This is a genomic window from Lentzea atacamensis (genome assembly GCF_003269295.1).
Taxonomy (GTDB): domain Bacteria; phylum Actinomycetota; class Actinomycetes; order Mycobacteriales; family Pseudonocardiaceae; genus Lentzea; species Lentzea atacamensis.
The window spans coordinates 210,883-224,699 of the sequence record NZ_QLTT01000009.1 but is presented as its reverse complement, the minus strand read 5'-3'; the positions used below and the strand labels follow the sequence as shown (position 1 = coordinate 224,699).

At 69.0% G+C, this 13,817-nt stretch carries 13 protein-coding genes; 6 read left to right on the top strand and 7 right to left on the bottom strand.

All coding sequences use genetic code 11. The features are described from left to right. Positions 1 to 21: 21 nt before the first annotated feature. Positions 22 to 873, top strand: coding sequence for an SAM-dependent methyltransferase (locus C8D87_RS34305; protein ID WP_325049741.1), 852 nt, complete (start codon positions 22 to 24; stop codon positions 871 to 873). Here the strand turns inward: C8D87_RS34305 and srmL are convergent. After that, positions 846 to 1,874, bottom strand: coding sequence for a PheS-related mystery ligase SrmL (srmL, locus tag C8D87_RS34300; RefSeq protein ID WP_109633928.1), 1,029 nt, complete (start codon positions 1,872 to 1,874; stop codon positions 846 to 848). The two genes, C8D87_RS34305 and srmL, sit on opposite strands and share 28 nt — an antisense overlap. 124 nt (positions 1,875 to 1,998) lie before the next feature. After that, the gene (locus C8D87_RS48980) at positions 1,999 to 3,879 is read right to left on the bottom strand and encodes a patatin-like phospholipase domain-containing protein (RefSeq protein WP_112229880.1); all 1,881 of its coding nucleotides are present in this window, start codon (positions 3,877 to 3,879) and stop codon (positions 1,999 to 2,001) included. A 292-nt stretch (positions 3,880 to 4,171) separates the two neighbouring features. Here C8D87_RS48980 and C8D87_RS46340 point away from each other — a divergent pair, with 292 nt between their 5' ends. Continuing rightward, entirely contained in the window at positions 4,172 to 4,348 is a 177-nt protein-coding gene (locus C8D87_RS46340) for a hypothetical protein (protein ID WP_170166690.1), read from the top strand. Beyond that, positions 4,339 to 4,959: an MFS transporter gene (locus C8D87_RS34290; RefSeq protein ID WP_170166689.1), complete on the top strand. Its 621-nt coding sequence runs from the start codon at positions 4,339 to 4,341 to the stop codon at positions 4,957 to 4,959. Before C8D87_RS46340 ends, C8D87_RS34290 begins: the two co-directional genes overlap by 10 nt. On the opposite strand, the gene C8D87_RS34285 is transcribed toward C8D87_RS34290, so the two are convergent. The 4 genes from C8D87_RS34285 to C8D87_RS34270 are packed head-to-tail and all read right to left on the bottom strand — an operon-like array spanning position 4,925 to position 8,880. Next, positions 4,925 to 5,446, bottom strand: coding sequence for an AAA family ATPase (locus C8D87_RS34285; RefSeq protein ID WP_112229876.1), 522 nt, complete (start codon positions 5,444 to 5,446; stop codon positions 4,925 to 4,927). The two genes, C8D87_RS34290 and C8D87_RS34285, sit on opposite strands and share 35 nt — an antisense overlap. Continuing rightward, the gene (locus C8D87_RS48175) at positions 5,443 to 6,078 is read right to left on the bottom strand and encodes a CatB-related O-acetyltransferase (RefSeq protein ID WP_112229875.1); all 636 of its coding nucleotides are present in this window, start codon (positions 6,076 to 6,078) and stop codon (positions 5,443 to 5,445) included. The genes C8D87_RS34285 and C8D87_RS48175 overlap by 4 nt, the downstream gene beginning before the upstream one ends. Next, positions 6,075 to 7,949 (bottom strand): ABC transporter ATP-binding protein, encoded by a 1,875-nt coding sequence (locus tag C8D87_RS34275; RefSeq protein WP_109633917.1) that lies wholly within the window; start codon positions 7,947 to 7,949, stop codon positions 6,075 to 6,077. The genes C8D87_RS48175 and C8D87_RS34275 overlap by 4 nt, the downstream gene beginning before the upstream one ends. A gap of 34 nt (positions 7,950 to 7,983) precedes the next feature. Further along, positions 7,984 to 8,880 (bottom strand): alpha/beta hydrolase, encoded by an 897-nt coding sequence (locus C8D87_RS34270; RefSeq protein WP_215732573.1) that lies wholly within the window; start codon positions 8,878 to 8,880, stop codon positions 7,984 to 7,986. A 70-nt stretch (positions 8,881 to 8,950) separates the two neighbouring features. Between C8D87_RS34270 and C8D87_RS34265 the strand changes: the two genes are divergently transcribed. Genes C8D87_RS34265 through C8D87_RS34255 form a run of 3 tightly spaced genes read left to right on the top strand, consistent with a single transcriptional unit; the run spans position 8,951 to position 11,509 of the window. After that, positions 8,951 to 9,973, top strand: a complete 1,023-nt coding sequence (locus C8D87_RS34265; RefSeq protein WP_109633915.1) for a M48 family metallopeptidase — start codon at positions 8,951 to 8,953, stop codon at positions 9,971 to 9,973. A 15-nt stretch (positions 9,974 to 9,988) separates the two neighbouring features. Further along, on the top strand, positions 9,989 to 10,765 hold the full coding sequence (locus C8D87_RS34260) for a S1 family peptidase (RefSeq protein WP_109633913.1): 777 nt from the start codon (positions 9,989 to 9,991) through the stop codon (positions 10,763 to 10,765). A gap of 21 nt (positions 10,766 to 10,786) precedes the next feature. Then, a complete protein-coding gene (locus C8D87_RS34255) occupies positions 10,787 to 11,509 on the top strand; it encodes a S1 family peptidase (protein ID WP_233442436.1) in 723 nt (240 codons plus the stop codon). On the opposite strand, the gene C8D87_RS34250 is transcribed toward C8D87_RS34255, so the two are convergent. Continuing rightward, entirely contained in the window at positions 11,490 to 13,685 is a 2,196-nt protein-coding gene (locus tag C8D87_RS34250) for a tetratricopeptide repeat protein (RefSeq protein ID WP_146771951.1), read from the bottom strand. The two genes, C8D87_RS34255 and C8D87_RS34250, sit on opposite strands and share 20 nt — an antisense overlap. Positions 13,686 to 13,817 lie beyond the last annotated feature (132 nt).

The window sequence follows — 13,817 nt, the reverse complement described above, 5'->3', positions numbered from 1 at the left end:
CGAGCAGCCAGGACACGATCCGTGCACACTCGGCTGGCGGTGGACACCCGTGTGCACACGAGCGAGGATGCGCCCGTGATGGAAGAGCTGAAGTGGGTCCCGGCCACGGTCGACGTCACACGTCCGAGCGTGGCGCGGATGTACGACTACTACCTGGGCGGCTCGCACAACTTCGAAGCCGACCGTGCTGCCGCCAAGCAGGTGGAGCAGATCTTCCCGGGCGTCGCGCAGAGCGCGCAGGCGAACCGCTCGTTCCTGCGCAGGGTCGTCCGCCACCTCGTCGCCGAGGGAATCGACCAGTTCCTCGACCTGGGCTCCGGCATCCCCACCGTGGGCAACGTCCACGAGATCGCCCAGCAGGACAACCCGTCGGCCCGCGTCGTGTACGTCGACGTCGAGCCGGTCGCCGTCTCGCACAGCAACGCCCTGCTGGCCGACAACGACCATGCCACCGCGCTCCTCGCCGACCTGCGCGCGACGTCCACGGTGCTGGCCGGAGCCCGCGAGCACCTCGACTTCTCGCGCCCGGTCGGCGTGCTGATCATCGCGGCACTGCACTTCGTTCCGGACGAGGACGATCCGTACGGCAAGGTCGCCGAGTACATGGCCGCGCTGCCGTCCGGCTCGTACCTGGCGATCACGCACGCCACCTGGGACACCCTGAGCGATGAGGAGAGGGCGGAGGCCCGAGAGATCGCCAAGATCTACAGCAGCTCCGACAACAAGCTCGCCATCCGCACGCACGCCGAGGTGAGCAGGTTCTTCGACGGGCTCGAACTGCTGGAACCGGGCGTCGTGCCGGTGAACGACTGGCGCCCGGACTCCTTCGAGGACCACACGGCCATCTACGGCGCTGTCGCCCGCAAGCCCTGAAGCAGGCGGTCCCGCATCTCGTTCGTCTCGCGGTCGGTGAGGGTGCGTTCCGGCGCCCTCATCGTCACGCGGATGAGCACGTTCTTCTGACCAGGCCTGGCTTCCAGCCGTCGCTGGACGTGTTCCGGCAGGTCTTCCGTCCGCGTCTCGCCGAGGATCGTGATCTCCTCGATCACGTCCTCCGGTACCAGCGCGCGGATCCGGTCGCCGAGCGTCTCGATGTCCTCGCTCTCGTGCGCCATGATCGAGATGTCCCTGATCGCGGCCGGATGCCGTGAGATCGGGCGGTACTCGGCCAGGTCCAGCATCTGCGACGTGATGCGCGGGTCACCGTTGCGCAGCAGGCGGATGTCCGGGACTCCCTTGCGCAGCATGAGGATCCGGTCCAGCCCGAGACCCATCGCCAGGCCGTGCGGGTGGTGTTTCAGGACGTGACGCGCGGCCAGCCCGCACTCGCCGACCTCGACCCACTGGCCGTCGTGCCATACGTCGATCTGCTTGCCGTGCGTGGTGTACGGGTGTTGGGCGTCGATCGTGCGATATCGCTTGCCGGGCAACAACGTTGTGACGACCGTGTCGATGAGGTCTTCCAACCGTTCCTCGTTGTGCGAGATCCGCCAGACGTCGAGCTGATGCGGTGTGCCGGTGTGCAGGCGGTCGACCGTGTCGCGGCGGTAGACGAGGCCGGGACAGAGCAGCGTGACGTCCGGAACGGCGGAGCGCAGTGCCGGCGGGATCATCGCCGTGGTGTGGCTGCGCAGCATGCATGTCTCGCTGGCGTACCTGGTGTAGCGGGCGTCCCTGGTGATCGCGTCGGCGGGATAACCGAGGTGCTCGTAGTTGTGCTCCACCGGAACGAGCGGGTGGTGGCGGACTTCCTCGGGGTTGTCCAGCGCGGCCTTGAGATCGGCGATCAGCAGCTGCATCGCGTGCGGGCCCTGCGCGGGGTCGGTGAGGTCGCGGACGTTCAGGGCGTGCACGAGTTCATCGGTGCGGTACATGGGGTTTCCCGTTCTGCGTGTCGGATGGGTTGCGGAGTCCCCCGACCAACGGGAAGGTTCTAGGCGCGCGCCACCGCCGCGGGTCGGGGGTGGTTAAATCGCGTCATGAACTCAGGCTAACCCGCTACTCGGGCGGTGTCAGCCGCAAATCCGGATCCACGGGCGGTGCGCCGTCGAACGGTCCGTCGTCCTTCAGCCTGCCGACGTCGTCCAGGGCGAGCTCGATCTCCGCCCGGTACGGGTCACCGCCGGCCGGGGGAGTGCGGAACCACTCGTGCAGCGCCTCGGGGATCTGGAACCGCGCGAGCAGCTCGGAGTACATCGCCTCGCGGTCCTCTGCCTGCGCGCCGAGCTCCTGGTACTCGCGCAGGGCCAGGCGCAGCCGGATCCAGCGGTAGCGGTCGGTGTTGTGCTGCTGCTCGAACCGTTCGCGCAGCAGGTCACCGGCACGCTGGCCGCGCAGCGCCAGCTTCTTGATCGTGGCCGGCGGCATGAACAGGTTCGTGCCGCCCTCGTCGTCGGCCTGCCGCACGTGCGCGATCCGGCCGCGGTAGCCGGGCAGCCCGGACTGCATGGTGTCCCGCCAGTCCAGGAACGTGTCCAGGATGGACAGCAGGAAGCGTGGCATTGACGTCAACGACGCGTAGCGCGTGCCCTTGGTCGACGCGTCCTGCTCCGGCAGCCACACCTCGGCCGTGTCGCCGTTCGGGTAGGACTGCAGGCTCAGGCCGAACGTGGGCCAGCGCGGCAGCAGCGAGTCGAAGAAGTGGATGGGGAAGTTGCTGGTGATGCCGCCGTCGGAGAACCAGTGCACGCGCCCGTCCCGGCACAGCGGCACGGCGGCGATCAGGCCGGGGAACGACAGGCTCATCCGCACGGCCAGCACGACCGGCAGCTGGTCCCGTGCGGGCAGCGACCGCAACGGCATGCGCTCGTGCAGCGGGCATTTCGAGTCCGCCTCGGCGCCGTTCATCTGCTCGACGACCCGGCGCGGCAGCACGTACCCGAGACACTCCTCGCAGTACTGCCAGCTTTCCTTGAACGGCAACCGGTACGGCCGCCCCTGAGACAGATCGGTCGTCATCAGGACGAGGTTGATGTCGCCGAGATCGCCGAACGTCAACGCGTGCGAGGTGCCGGCCAGCGCGTCGAGCTGGTCGGCGATCCAGTCGGCGAGCGGCGGAACCCCCGTCGACTTCGGCACACCCGCCAGCCGGTCGAGCCAGGACGGCGTGAAGTCACCGGTGCCGGGTACGAGTCCGAAGTGGATGGACCGCGCGTTGTTCTTCAGGTACCGCTGCATGGCATACCCGTAGGTGAACGTCAGCGCGCTGACCGCCGCCAGCGTCAGCACCAGCCACACCAGCAGCACGACCGCCGCCGTCGCGTAGTGCCGGGAGAACGCCAGCCCGAGCACGAGCGGCACCGCGACGAACACCCACCCGATCCACGGCAGACTGCCCCGCAACGGCCACAGCGCGAACACGATGCACGCCAACGCGAGCAGCACGACCAGTGTCGCGAGCCACGACGGATAAGCCTTGGGCGCGAGCCACGCCGACCACAGCACCGGCCCGCCCAGCCACAGCAACGCCATCAGCGCCAGCACGGTCTTCGCTCGCATCCCCACGGCACCCAGCAACGCGAAGAACAGGCACGAGATCGCACTGCGCCCCGTCGTCTCGCGCTTCTGCATCGTCGCCACGACGATCCGGTACAGCGCCCGCGTTTTGTCGGTGGGCTGGAACAACTGCGCCAGCCGCCACCGGTCCGCACCCGAGCCGGACGTGAACCAGTCGATCAGCGCCGCCAGCTTCTCGAAGCCACCGGACGCACGACCTCGTTCGGCGGCAGCGGTGAAACCCGCGGCGATCGCGCCCGCGGACGCGCCACCGATCTGCTTGAACTCGTAGTGGCGCGCCAGTGACGCGACAGCCAGTGGATACACGACGCCGCTGGTCGTGCCGCCGCGCATGGTCAGGTCGCAGTAGCGGTCGTACTCCATGTGCCGATGATCGCGCGATCAGCCGCATTCGTCGCGAAAGTTCACTCAGACGCCGCGGAACTGATCTCTGTTCGTTGGTCGGGACGTTTGAGCCGGCGGCGTCCGCGAGTGCGCCCGGCAGAAGAAGTCGATCTTCGTGGGGGCGCCGTCCCAAACATGAGTGGTACCCCAAAACGCGCTCGACGCGGGTGCACCGGCCACGCCGGGTGAATGCGGAACGAAGATCAATTGAAAAGATGATGATCATCGGAAGGTTGACACGGCATCGACGATCCGAAGGAGGTGAACACACATGGCACAGATCACGTTCGGCTCTGGGGACGGTCTCGGCAAGGTTCAGGTCGAGGACCGCGTCCGCAGCGTGGAAGACCGCCTCGACGCTCTGCTCGCGGAGAGCGTGGAGCACGAGCTCGCGGTCCAGGAGGTCGCTGTCGCTCCCCGCTCGAAGCTGCGGGTCGCGTGCGAGTGACGGACGAAGAGGGGTTCGGGTGTGTCTGGGCGGCGGCCGGCGCCCAGACACACCCGTCGATCCTGGTGCTGACGCTCGCCGTCGTCACCGCCGAGTTCATCGTCTACGCCTACATCTCCGTCGTGGTCGGCCACAACGTCGGGAGCGCCAGCGCGACCATCGCGACGGCGCTCATGATCTTCGGGATCGGTACCACCGCCGGCACGCTCGCGGGCGGGTTCCTCGTCGACCGGTACGGCTGGCGGAGGATGTTGCGCACCAGCACGTTCGTCATCGCGGTGGCTCTGCTGGTGATCCCGTTCGCGCACAACGCCGTTTTCTTGTTCCTCCGCCTGGTCGTGTGGGGGCTGTTCGGCTGGACCTTCACACCGACCCAGATGAACCGGCTGCTCGACACCTTTCCCGACAACGGCGCCATGTTGCTGACGTCGAACGCTTCCGCCGTTCAGCTCGGTGTCGCGGGAGGCGGACTCGTGGGTGGTGCGGTGCTGGCAACCCTCGGTGCGGGCGCGCTGGCCTTCGCCGGGTCGGCGGTCGTGTGGCTGGCACTGCTGCTCTCCTGGCGCGGCACTCGCGCTACTGAACCCGTTCCGCCGCAAGCCAACCGGTGACGACGTCCTGGGCGACGTCCGCGACGGGCTGGTCGGCCGCCACCACGAAGTCCTCCACCCATGCCAACGCGAAGATCTTCTCCAGCTCCCCGGCGCGGTGCACGTGCCACTGCAGACCCGCGTCGCCGGCATGGCGCTGGGCGAGCCGCTTGCGGATGACGGACAGGTCCGCCTTCAACCGGCACACGGTGAGCTTCGCCCCGATCGCCTCGGCGTACCGGGCGCGATCGGCTCTGTTCTCCAGCACCCCGGCCAGCACCAGGCGGTGTGCTCCCGCGTCGGCGTAGTTGCGGGCCACGGCACGGAGGTTGCGCAACTCCAGTTCGAGGTGGAACGGGTCGTCCGCCGGTGCGGGACGGCAGTGCCTGAGCCAGTCGAGGTCGATCACGGCGTGCGGTACCTCCGCCGCGGCGAGCACGTCGCCGACGGCCTCGGCCACCGTCGTCTTGCCGACCCCGACCGGCCCGGTGATGAGCAGGGCCTTCACTCCGCGGCTTCCGCGAGCTCGGCCGGCGTCCCCGACATGATCACGCGGACGTGCTCGGTGACCTTCTCCACCGGCCAGTCCCACCACGCGATGCGTTCCAGCAGCTCGATTTCCTCGTCGCTGTACCGCTTCTTCAGCAGCTTGGCCGGGTTGCCGCCGACCACGCCGTACGCCGGCACGTCCGACACCACCACCGATCCGGACGCGATGATCGCCCCGTTCCCGATGCGCACGCCCGGCATGATCAACGCCTGGTAGCCGATCCAGACGTCGTTGCCCACCACCGTGTCCCCGCGAGAAGGCGCCCCCAGCGCGATGTCGAGCGTCTTCTCGCCCCACAGCCCGCCGAAGATCGTGAACGGGAACGTCGACACGCCGTCGGTCCGGTGGTTGCCGCCGGACATGATGAACCGGACGCCCTCTGCCAGGGCGCAGTAGCGGCCGATCACCAGCTTCTCCGTGCCGAAGTTGTAGAGCACGTTGCGCCGCTCGAACTCCTCGGCGTGAAAAGGGTCGTCGTAGTAGGTGTACTCGCCGATCTCGATCTGCGGGTTCTTCACCAACGGCTTGAGCAGCACCGTGCGGGCGATGTCCGGCAACGGGTAGAGATTGTCGGGCGAGGGAATGGTCACGGCGCTCCGATCGGCTCTTCACTGAACTGCGTGCGGTACAACTTGGCGTAGTGGCCTTCGAGGGCCAGCAACTCCTCGTGCGTACCACGTTCGACGATCTGCCCGTGATCCACGACGAGAATCTGGTTCGCCGCCCGGATCGTCGACAGCCGGTGCGCGATCACCAGCGACGTCCGGCCGGCCAGCGCCTCGACCAGCGCCTCCTGCACCGCCGCCTCCGATCGCGAGTCCAGGTGCGCGGTGGCCTCGTCGAGGATCACCACGCGCGGCTTGGCCAGCAGCAGCCGGGCGATCGTGAGTCGTTGCCGCTCACCACCGGACAGACGGTAGCCGCGTTCGCCCACCACGGTGTCCAACTGGTCCGGCAGCGACGACACCAGGTCCGCCAGCCGCGCCCGCCGCAGCGCGTCCCACAGCTCCTCGTCAGTGGCCGCGGGAGCCGCCAGCCGCAGGTTCGCCCCGATCGACTCGTGGAACAGGTGCCCGTCCTGCGTCACCATGCCCACGGTCTCGCGGATCGAGTCGAACGACAGATCGCGAACGTCCACACCGGACAGTCGCACCGACCCGGAGTCCGCGTCGTACAGGCGGGGCACCAGCGACGCGATCGTCGACTTGCCCGCACCCGACGCGCCCACGAGCGCGATCAGCGAACCGGGCTCGGCGACGAACGAGACCCCGCCGAGGATCTCCTCGCCACCGCGGGTGTCGAGCGCAGCGACCTCTTCCAGCGACGCCAGCGAGACCTTGTCCGCGGACGGGTAGGCGAACTTCACGTCCGAGAACTCCACCGACACCGGCCCGTCGGGCACCGCGACGGCGTCCGGCTTCTCCTTGATCAACGGAGGCAGGTCCAGCACCTCGAAGACCCGCTCGAACGACACCAGCGCGGTCATCACGTCCACCCGTGCACCGGCCAACGCCGTCAACGGCCCGTACAACCGCGTCAGCAGCAGCGCCAGCGTCACGATCGTGCCCGGCGCCATCTGGCCGGCGATCGCGAAGTACCCGCCCAGCCCGTAGACCAGTGCCAGCGCCAGCGACGAGACGAGCGTCAACGCCACGAGGAACAGCCACTGCGCCACCGCGGTTCGCACGCCGATGTCGCGCACCCGCCGCGCCCGCGCGCCGAACTCGGCGCTCTCCAGCGACGGCCGGCCGAACAGCTTGATCAAGGTCGCACCCGGCGCGGAGAACCGCTCGGTCATCTGCGTGGTCATCGCCGAGTCGAGGTTCGCCGCCTCGCGGTGCATCGACGCGAGCCGCTTGCCCATCCGCCGCGCCGGGATCAGGAAGATCGGCAGCAGCAGCATCGCGAGCACCGTGACCTGCCACGACAGCGTGAGCATCACGGCCAGGGTCAGCACCAGCGCGATGACGTTCGTGACGACACCGGAGATCGTCTCGGAGAACGCCCGCTGCGCCGCGATCACGTCGTTGTTCAGCCGCGAGACCAGCGCGCCGGTCCTCGTGCGCGTGAAGAACGCGATCGGCATCCGTTGCACGTGGTCGAAGACGGCCTGGCGCAGCCGCAGGATCAGGTCCTCGCCGACCCGTGCCGACTGCCACCGCTCGGCCAGCGAGAACCCGGCCTCCAGCACCGCCACGCCGGCGATCGCCAGCGCGAGCCACACGACCAGCCCGAGATCACGGCCACCGACGATCTGGTCGACCACGCGTCCGGCCAGCACCGGTGAGGCCACCGCGAGCACCGCCGCGACCGAGCTGATCGCCAGCAGCACGTACACGGAACGCCGCTGCGGCCGGGCGAACCGGGCGACGCGCTTCAACGTCGCCCGGCTGACGCGACGATTTTTCTCGTCCTGCATCGCGCTTTCGAGCGCGTACCAGGCGTTGAAGTCGATGTTCATGACGACCAGTCTCGAACTTCGACCTATGAGGAGGTCAAGTCGTTTTGAGGAACTCGTCGACCTCGGCCAGAGCCGCCGCACGCACCGGCTCAGGCGACAGGAACAGGTCGTGCATGCCCGCCTTGATCTCGACGACCTTGACGGATGATCCGATCTTCGGACCCCACTTCTTCATGCCCTCGACGTCCAGCACCGCGTCGGCCCTGGACACGTCCTCACTCCACTCGCGCGCGTTGAGCATGCTCTTGTCGGAGTGCATCACGAGCACCGGCACGCGCACGTCGAGACCTTTGTGGACCTTCTCCTGCGCGATCAGGATCGCCCGGATCCACCCGGCCAGCACCGGGAAGCCCGCGAGCGGCTTCCACGTCAGGTCGAAGTCCCACTCGCCGTTGCGCGAGCTGTGGATCGCCGCGCCGTACGCCTCGCCGAGGTTCGCGCGGATCTTCACCTTGGGCGCGACCCGCCCGATCACCTTCACGACCTGGCGGATGAACGGCGGCTCGACGACGTCCAGCCACGGGCTGTTCAGCACCAGCGCGTTGATCAAGTCGCTGGCGCGCCGTTCGTGCGCCCACAACGACGTGGTGAGCCCACCGGTCGAGTGACCCATCAGCACCACCCGCGAGTGCTCTTCGCGAACCTTCGCGATGGCGGCGTCGATCTCCTCGAAGTACACGGCCATGTCGGTCGTGTAGTTCGGCAGCTCGCCGTCGCGCAGCGACCGGCCGTATCCGCGCAGGTCGACCGCGTAGAAGTCGTAGCCCTGGGCCGTGTAGTGCCCGGCCACGTGCTCCTGGAAGAAGTAGTCCGCGAACCCGTGCACGTAGAGGATCGCGCCGCGGTCGTTGGCCGCGGCCCGCCGGCGCACGAGGGTCGCGGTGGCTCCACCGCGCAACGGCAGAACCGTGGTGTCTTCGTCGCTGCTCACCGCGCAAGTTTGCAACGGTCCGGAGCCGATTCCGTGCACCCTTGTCCGGATCGTGTCTAACCTGGGTGACGTGACGGGGGATATTGAGCAGTCATCGAGGGTGCGCTTTCCGGGGATCAGCCCGCGCGCCTACGAACATCCGGCCGACCGGGGCGCGCTCGCCGTGCTCCGCGCCGTGCCAGCCGTGGCGCCGATCATCAAGGCGGTCGCGGCGGCGTTCTCCGAGCGCGGTGAACGCCTGATCCAGGTCGCCTCGTCGGTTCGCGTCGGCCCTAAGCAGTACCCGCAGCTCGACCGGATTCGCAACGAGGTCGCGGCCACGTTCGACATCGAGGAGCCACCAGAGCTCTTCGTGCGGCGTTCGCCGGTAGTCATGGGCGAGACGATCGGCATCGACAAGCCGTTCATCGTGCTGACCACGGGCATGGTCGACCTGTTCGACCCGGAGATGATGCGCTGGGTCATCGGCCACGAGACCGGCCACGCCATGTCCGGCCACGGGCTCTACAACACCATCCTCGCCCGTTTGCTCAACCTCCAGTTCGCGCTGGGCTGGATGCCGGCGGGTGCGTTCGCCATGCGTGCCGTCATCGCGGCACTGTTCGAGTGGCAGCGCAAGACCGAGCTGTCCTGCGACCGGGCCGGCCTGCTGGCCTGCCAGGACCCGCAGGCGGCGCTGCGGGCCCACCTCGCGTTCGCGGGTGACCTCGGCGGCCAGGTCGACATCGCCGAGTTCCTCGCCCAGGCCAAGGAGTACGAGGAGGTCGAGGACATCCGTGACAGCGTCCTCAAGCTCCTGCACACCGAACGCCGCACGCACCCGATGGCCGTGGTCCGTGCCGCGGAGCTGCAGCGCTGGGCGGCGACCGAGGAGTACCGCGAGATCCTCACCGGCACCTACCTGCGTCGTGAGGACGACCGGCCGGCGAACAACCTCACGGACGACGTGAAGGCCGCCGCCCGCTCGTACAAGGAGTCCATGACCAACTCCGCCGACCCGCTGATCAAGACGATCAACGACATCGGCGAGGCCGTCATGGGTGCCGCGGGCAAGGTCTGGAGCAAAGTTGCTCCGAACGGTCCAGCGGAGTAGCTACCATGTGGAGTCATGCGACGACTCCTGGTGCTGGTTCTCTGCGCGGTGATGGCTTCGACAGGCACCGCTGCCGCCGGTGAGCAGGTCATCGGCGGCGAGCGGGCCTCGATCAAGGCCAACCCGTGGGCCGTTTACCTGACCGACGACCACGGCCTCCAGTTCTGCGGTGGCACCATCGTCGCGCCGACGAAGGTGCTCACCGCGGCGCACTGCGCGCTGGGTCGTGCGCCGCGTGACCTGCGCGTTGTCGCCGGTCGCGAGGACAAGCAGGACCGCGGTGCCGGAGTGACCGTCACGCCTGCGGACATCTGGATCCACAAGCAGTACGTCTCGGCCGACGAGGGCGAGGACGTGGCCGTCCTGACGCTCGGGAACCCGCTGCCGTACACCCCGCTGCCCCTGGCCGAGCCGGCCGATCGGGAGCTCTACCAGCCGGGTACGCAGCTGCGCGCCCTCGGCTGGGGCCGGACCAGCGAGAACGGCAAGACGTCGCGCTACCTCCTGCAGGCCACGCTGCCGGTGCTGCCGGACGCCTTCTGCGCCGACGCCTACCCGCAGTTCGTGCGGGCCGACATGTTCTGCGCGGGCTTCGAGGGTGGCAGGATCGACACCTGCCAGGGCGACTCGGGCGGTCCGGTCGTCGCGGACGGCAAGCTCGTCGGTGTCACGTCGTGGGGCGAGGGCTGTGCGCGCAGGGGCAAGCCGGGCGTGTACGTCCGGATCTCCCGCTACGCCAAGGATCTTCACCCGGTCGTGGGTGCTTTGCCGCCTGGAGTTGTCGACCCGTAGACCCCTGGGTTCAGTGGGTGCATGCGTCTGCTGGCAGCGGTTCTGGCCCTGATCGTGATCGCGGTGACCCCGGCACACGCTGCCCCCAGGATCGTCGGCGGTGTCGTGGTGGACGACGCCGACGAGGCGCCGTGGATGGTCGCCCTGACCACGTCGTCCGGCTACCAGTTCTGCGGAGGCGCGCTGGTCGGGCCGGGTCTGGTCGCCACGGCCGCGCACTGCGTGTACGGGCGCAAACCCAGCTCGATCACCGTGGTCGGCGGCAGGCTGGACCTGCTCACCGACGGCGGCAGCACGTCCGTCGTGAAGCACTACCAGATCGCGGAGGGCTATTCGACGCCCTCGCGCGGCAAGGACATCGCGTTGCTGACGCTCGTGCAGCCGATGCCGTACCAAGTGCTGCCGCTTGCTGCCACGAGCGCCGTGTACGCGGCGCGCAACGTCGGTGTCGTGTACGGCTGGGGACGGCAGGCGGAGGGCGACACGAACAAGAGCCCGTTGCTGCACAAGGCCTCCATCCCGATCATGGCGGACGCGCAGTGCTCGGGGGCTTACGCGCGTTATGACGCGACGGCGATGTTCTGCGCGGGCTATCCGGAGGGAGGGGTCGACGCGTGCATCGACGACTCCGGCGGCCCGTTCGTGGTCGACGGCCGGCTCGCCGGGATCGTCTCGTGGGGCATCGGGTGCGCCCGCCCGAACACGCCCGGCGTCTACACGCGCGTCAGGACATACCTGAGCTGAGCTCGCGGAAGAGGTTCGCGCGGTAACGCAGGCCCGCGCTCTCCGCTCGTTCGATGGCCTTGTCGTACAACGCCTTGTCCTTCAGCAACGCGGCTTTGCCCGCCAGTGCGCGCACCTCGATGATGCGGAACTCGGCGTCGACCGCCCGGCGCAGCACCTCGTCGTACTCGGCGACCGACCGGTTCACCTCGGCGAGCACCAGGCCGGCGTCGATCTCGATGAAGAGGTCGTCGGCTCCGGCCAGTTCGAGCGCTCGTGCGGCGTGCTCGCGTGCCTCGTCGCGCCGGTCGGTCGCGATGAGCAGTTCCGCGTACTCGACCCGCGCGGACATCTCGACCGGCCGCATTCCGTGCTTCTGCGAGAGCTCCAGCGCCTCGCGGAACGCCTCCTCGGCCTCGGTGTGCTTGTGCTGTGCCGCCAGCACGACACCGAGGTTGTTGAGGCCGTTCGACGTGTGCTGCACGTCGTCGATCTCGCGGGCGAGGCGGACCGATCTCCTGAGCGCCTCTTCGCCGGAGTCGAGCCTGCCGAGCTCCAGCTCCACCAGTCCGAGGTTGCCGAGACCGCCGATGAGCTGGGCGTGCATGCCGTTCGGCCCGTAGAGGTCGAGTGCCGCGCTGAGGTGCTCGCGGGCGAGGCCGAGCTCACCGATGTCGTGGTAGATCCCGGCGAGGATGTTGAGCGCCGTCGCCTGCTCGGCCTGCCTGCCGGCGGCTTCGAACTCGGCGATCGCCCGCTCGCAGTGCGCGATCGCCGTCCGGTGCTCGCCGAACCGCCAGTCGAGGTAGGCGAGGCAGACCCGCATCGCCGCGGCCCGCTGCCCGGTCTCGCCGCCGGCCAGCGCGGCACCGGCGATCGTCCGCAGCTCGCCGTAGTAACCGGACAGCAGGAGGTACGCGCGCATCCCCGCCACCAGCGCGGCGTCGGGACGGTCCTGGGCGAGCGCGACCAGGTTCAGCCTCTCCGTCTCGAACCACGTCATCGCGGCCTCGCGGTCCGGGAACGGGATCCGGCCGGCCGAGGGCGGCAGCAGCCGGGTGTAGCCGGCGTTCAGCTCGGCGTCGGCGCCGTCCACGCGCGCCAGGTACCACTCGAAGACCGCCTGCCGATCCGCCGCGGTGGCCCGTTCGTGGGCGTACAGGCGCAGCAGGTCGTGCAGCTGGTGGCGATCCCCGTTCTGCTGCACCAGGTTGGCCGAGACCAGCTCGCCGATCGCGTCGCCGGCGAGACCGGCCGGGATGTCCGGGCCGGGTACCGCACCCAGGAAGTCGAACGTCCGGCGCGCCCGCGGGGACAGCTTCCGGTACGAGAGGTCGAACGCGGCCTGCACGGCCGTGTCGTCGTCCTCGATCTCCAACGCCCTGAGCCGGTGCTCGCGCAGCTCCTCGACGTAGTCCGGCAGGTGCCGCCCGGCGAGGTTGGCGCCCGCGATCCGCAGCGCGAGCGGCAACCGTGCGCAGAGACTGATCAGCTCGCTCGTGTCCCCGTCGATCCGCATGCCCTTGAGCAGCTCGTGCGCCTCCTGCTCGGTCAGCACACCGAGCTTGACCTGTGCGAACTGCGGCAGGTCCTGCCTGCTCGTGATCACCGCGGCGCAGCCGGGCGTGGCGGGCAGCAGCGGTTCGATCACGTCCGCGGTCGCGTTGTCGAGCACGACCAGCACGCGCCGGTTCCTGAGCAGCTCGCGGTAGTCGTCCTCCGGCCCGCCGCCCAGCGCCTTCACGAACCGCGCCAGCGCCTGCTGGACCGTCATCGGCGGCCCGGTGGAGAACCCGCGCAGGTTGACGTAGAGCTGTCCGTCGGGGAACCGCTCGCGCAGCCGGTGGGCCTCCCTGATCGCGAGCACGGTCTTGCCGACACCGGGCAGCCCGGTGATCGCCACCACCGGCGCGTCGATCAGCTCCAGCCGTGCGATCTCCTCCCTCCTGCCGACGAAGTCCGGCAGGTCGGCCGGCAGCTGACACGGCGCGGGAGGGCGGGGGACGAGCCGGTACCCGGTCGGTTCTGTGATCACCTGCTCGGTGGCGCGCAGCCTGCTGACCAGCGTGCGCAACGCGGCTCGCGGGTGCATCGGCAGCTCGTCCGGCCACACCTCCGCGGCCAGCGCGTCGAACGGCACGGCATCGCCGGGACGCGCGGCCAGCGCGTCGCGCAGAGCCTCCAGCCGATCCGCCACGAAACCGATCGTAGAGATCTCTCTGGCGGGGGAGCCCGGCGCGATGGTGACACCGGGGCCGCGCGTCACGTCGCGCGGGAGCTGAGCCCTTCCAGCACGCGCTCCAACCCGTACTCGAAAGGTTTACAAACG

Excerpts from the sequence above, each read along its gene's own strand:
- srmL (WP_109633928.1), bottom strand. The coding sequence starts at position 1,874 with ATGTACCGCACCGATGAACTCGTGCACGCCCTGAACGTCCGCGACCTC.
- C8D87_RS48980 (WP_112229880.1), bottom strand. The coding sequence starts at position 3,879 with ATGGAGTACGACCGCTACTGCGACCTGACCATGCGCGGCGGCACGACC.
- C8D87_RS46340 (WP_170166690.1), top strand. The coding sequence starts at position 4,172 with ATGGCACAGATCACGTTCGGCTCTGGGGACGGTCTCGGCAAGGTTCAG.
- C8D87_RS34275 (WP_109633917.1), bottom strand. The coding sequence starts at position 7,949 with ATGAACATCGACTTCAACGCCTGGTACGCGCTCGAAAGCGCGATGCAG.
- C8D87_RS34260 (WP_109633913.1), top strand. The coding sequence starts at position 9,989 with ATGCGACGACTCCTGGTGCTGGTTCTCTGCGCGGTGATGGCTTCGACA.
- C8D87_RS34255 (WP_233442436.1), top strand. The coding sequence starts at position 10,787 with ATGCGTCTGCTGGCAGCGGTTCTGGCCCTGATCGTGATCGCGGTGACC.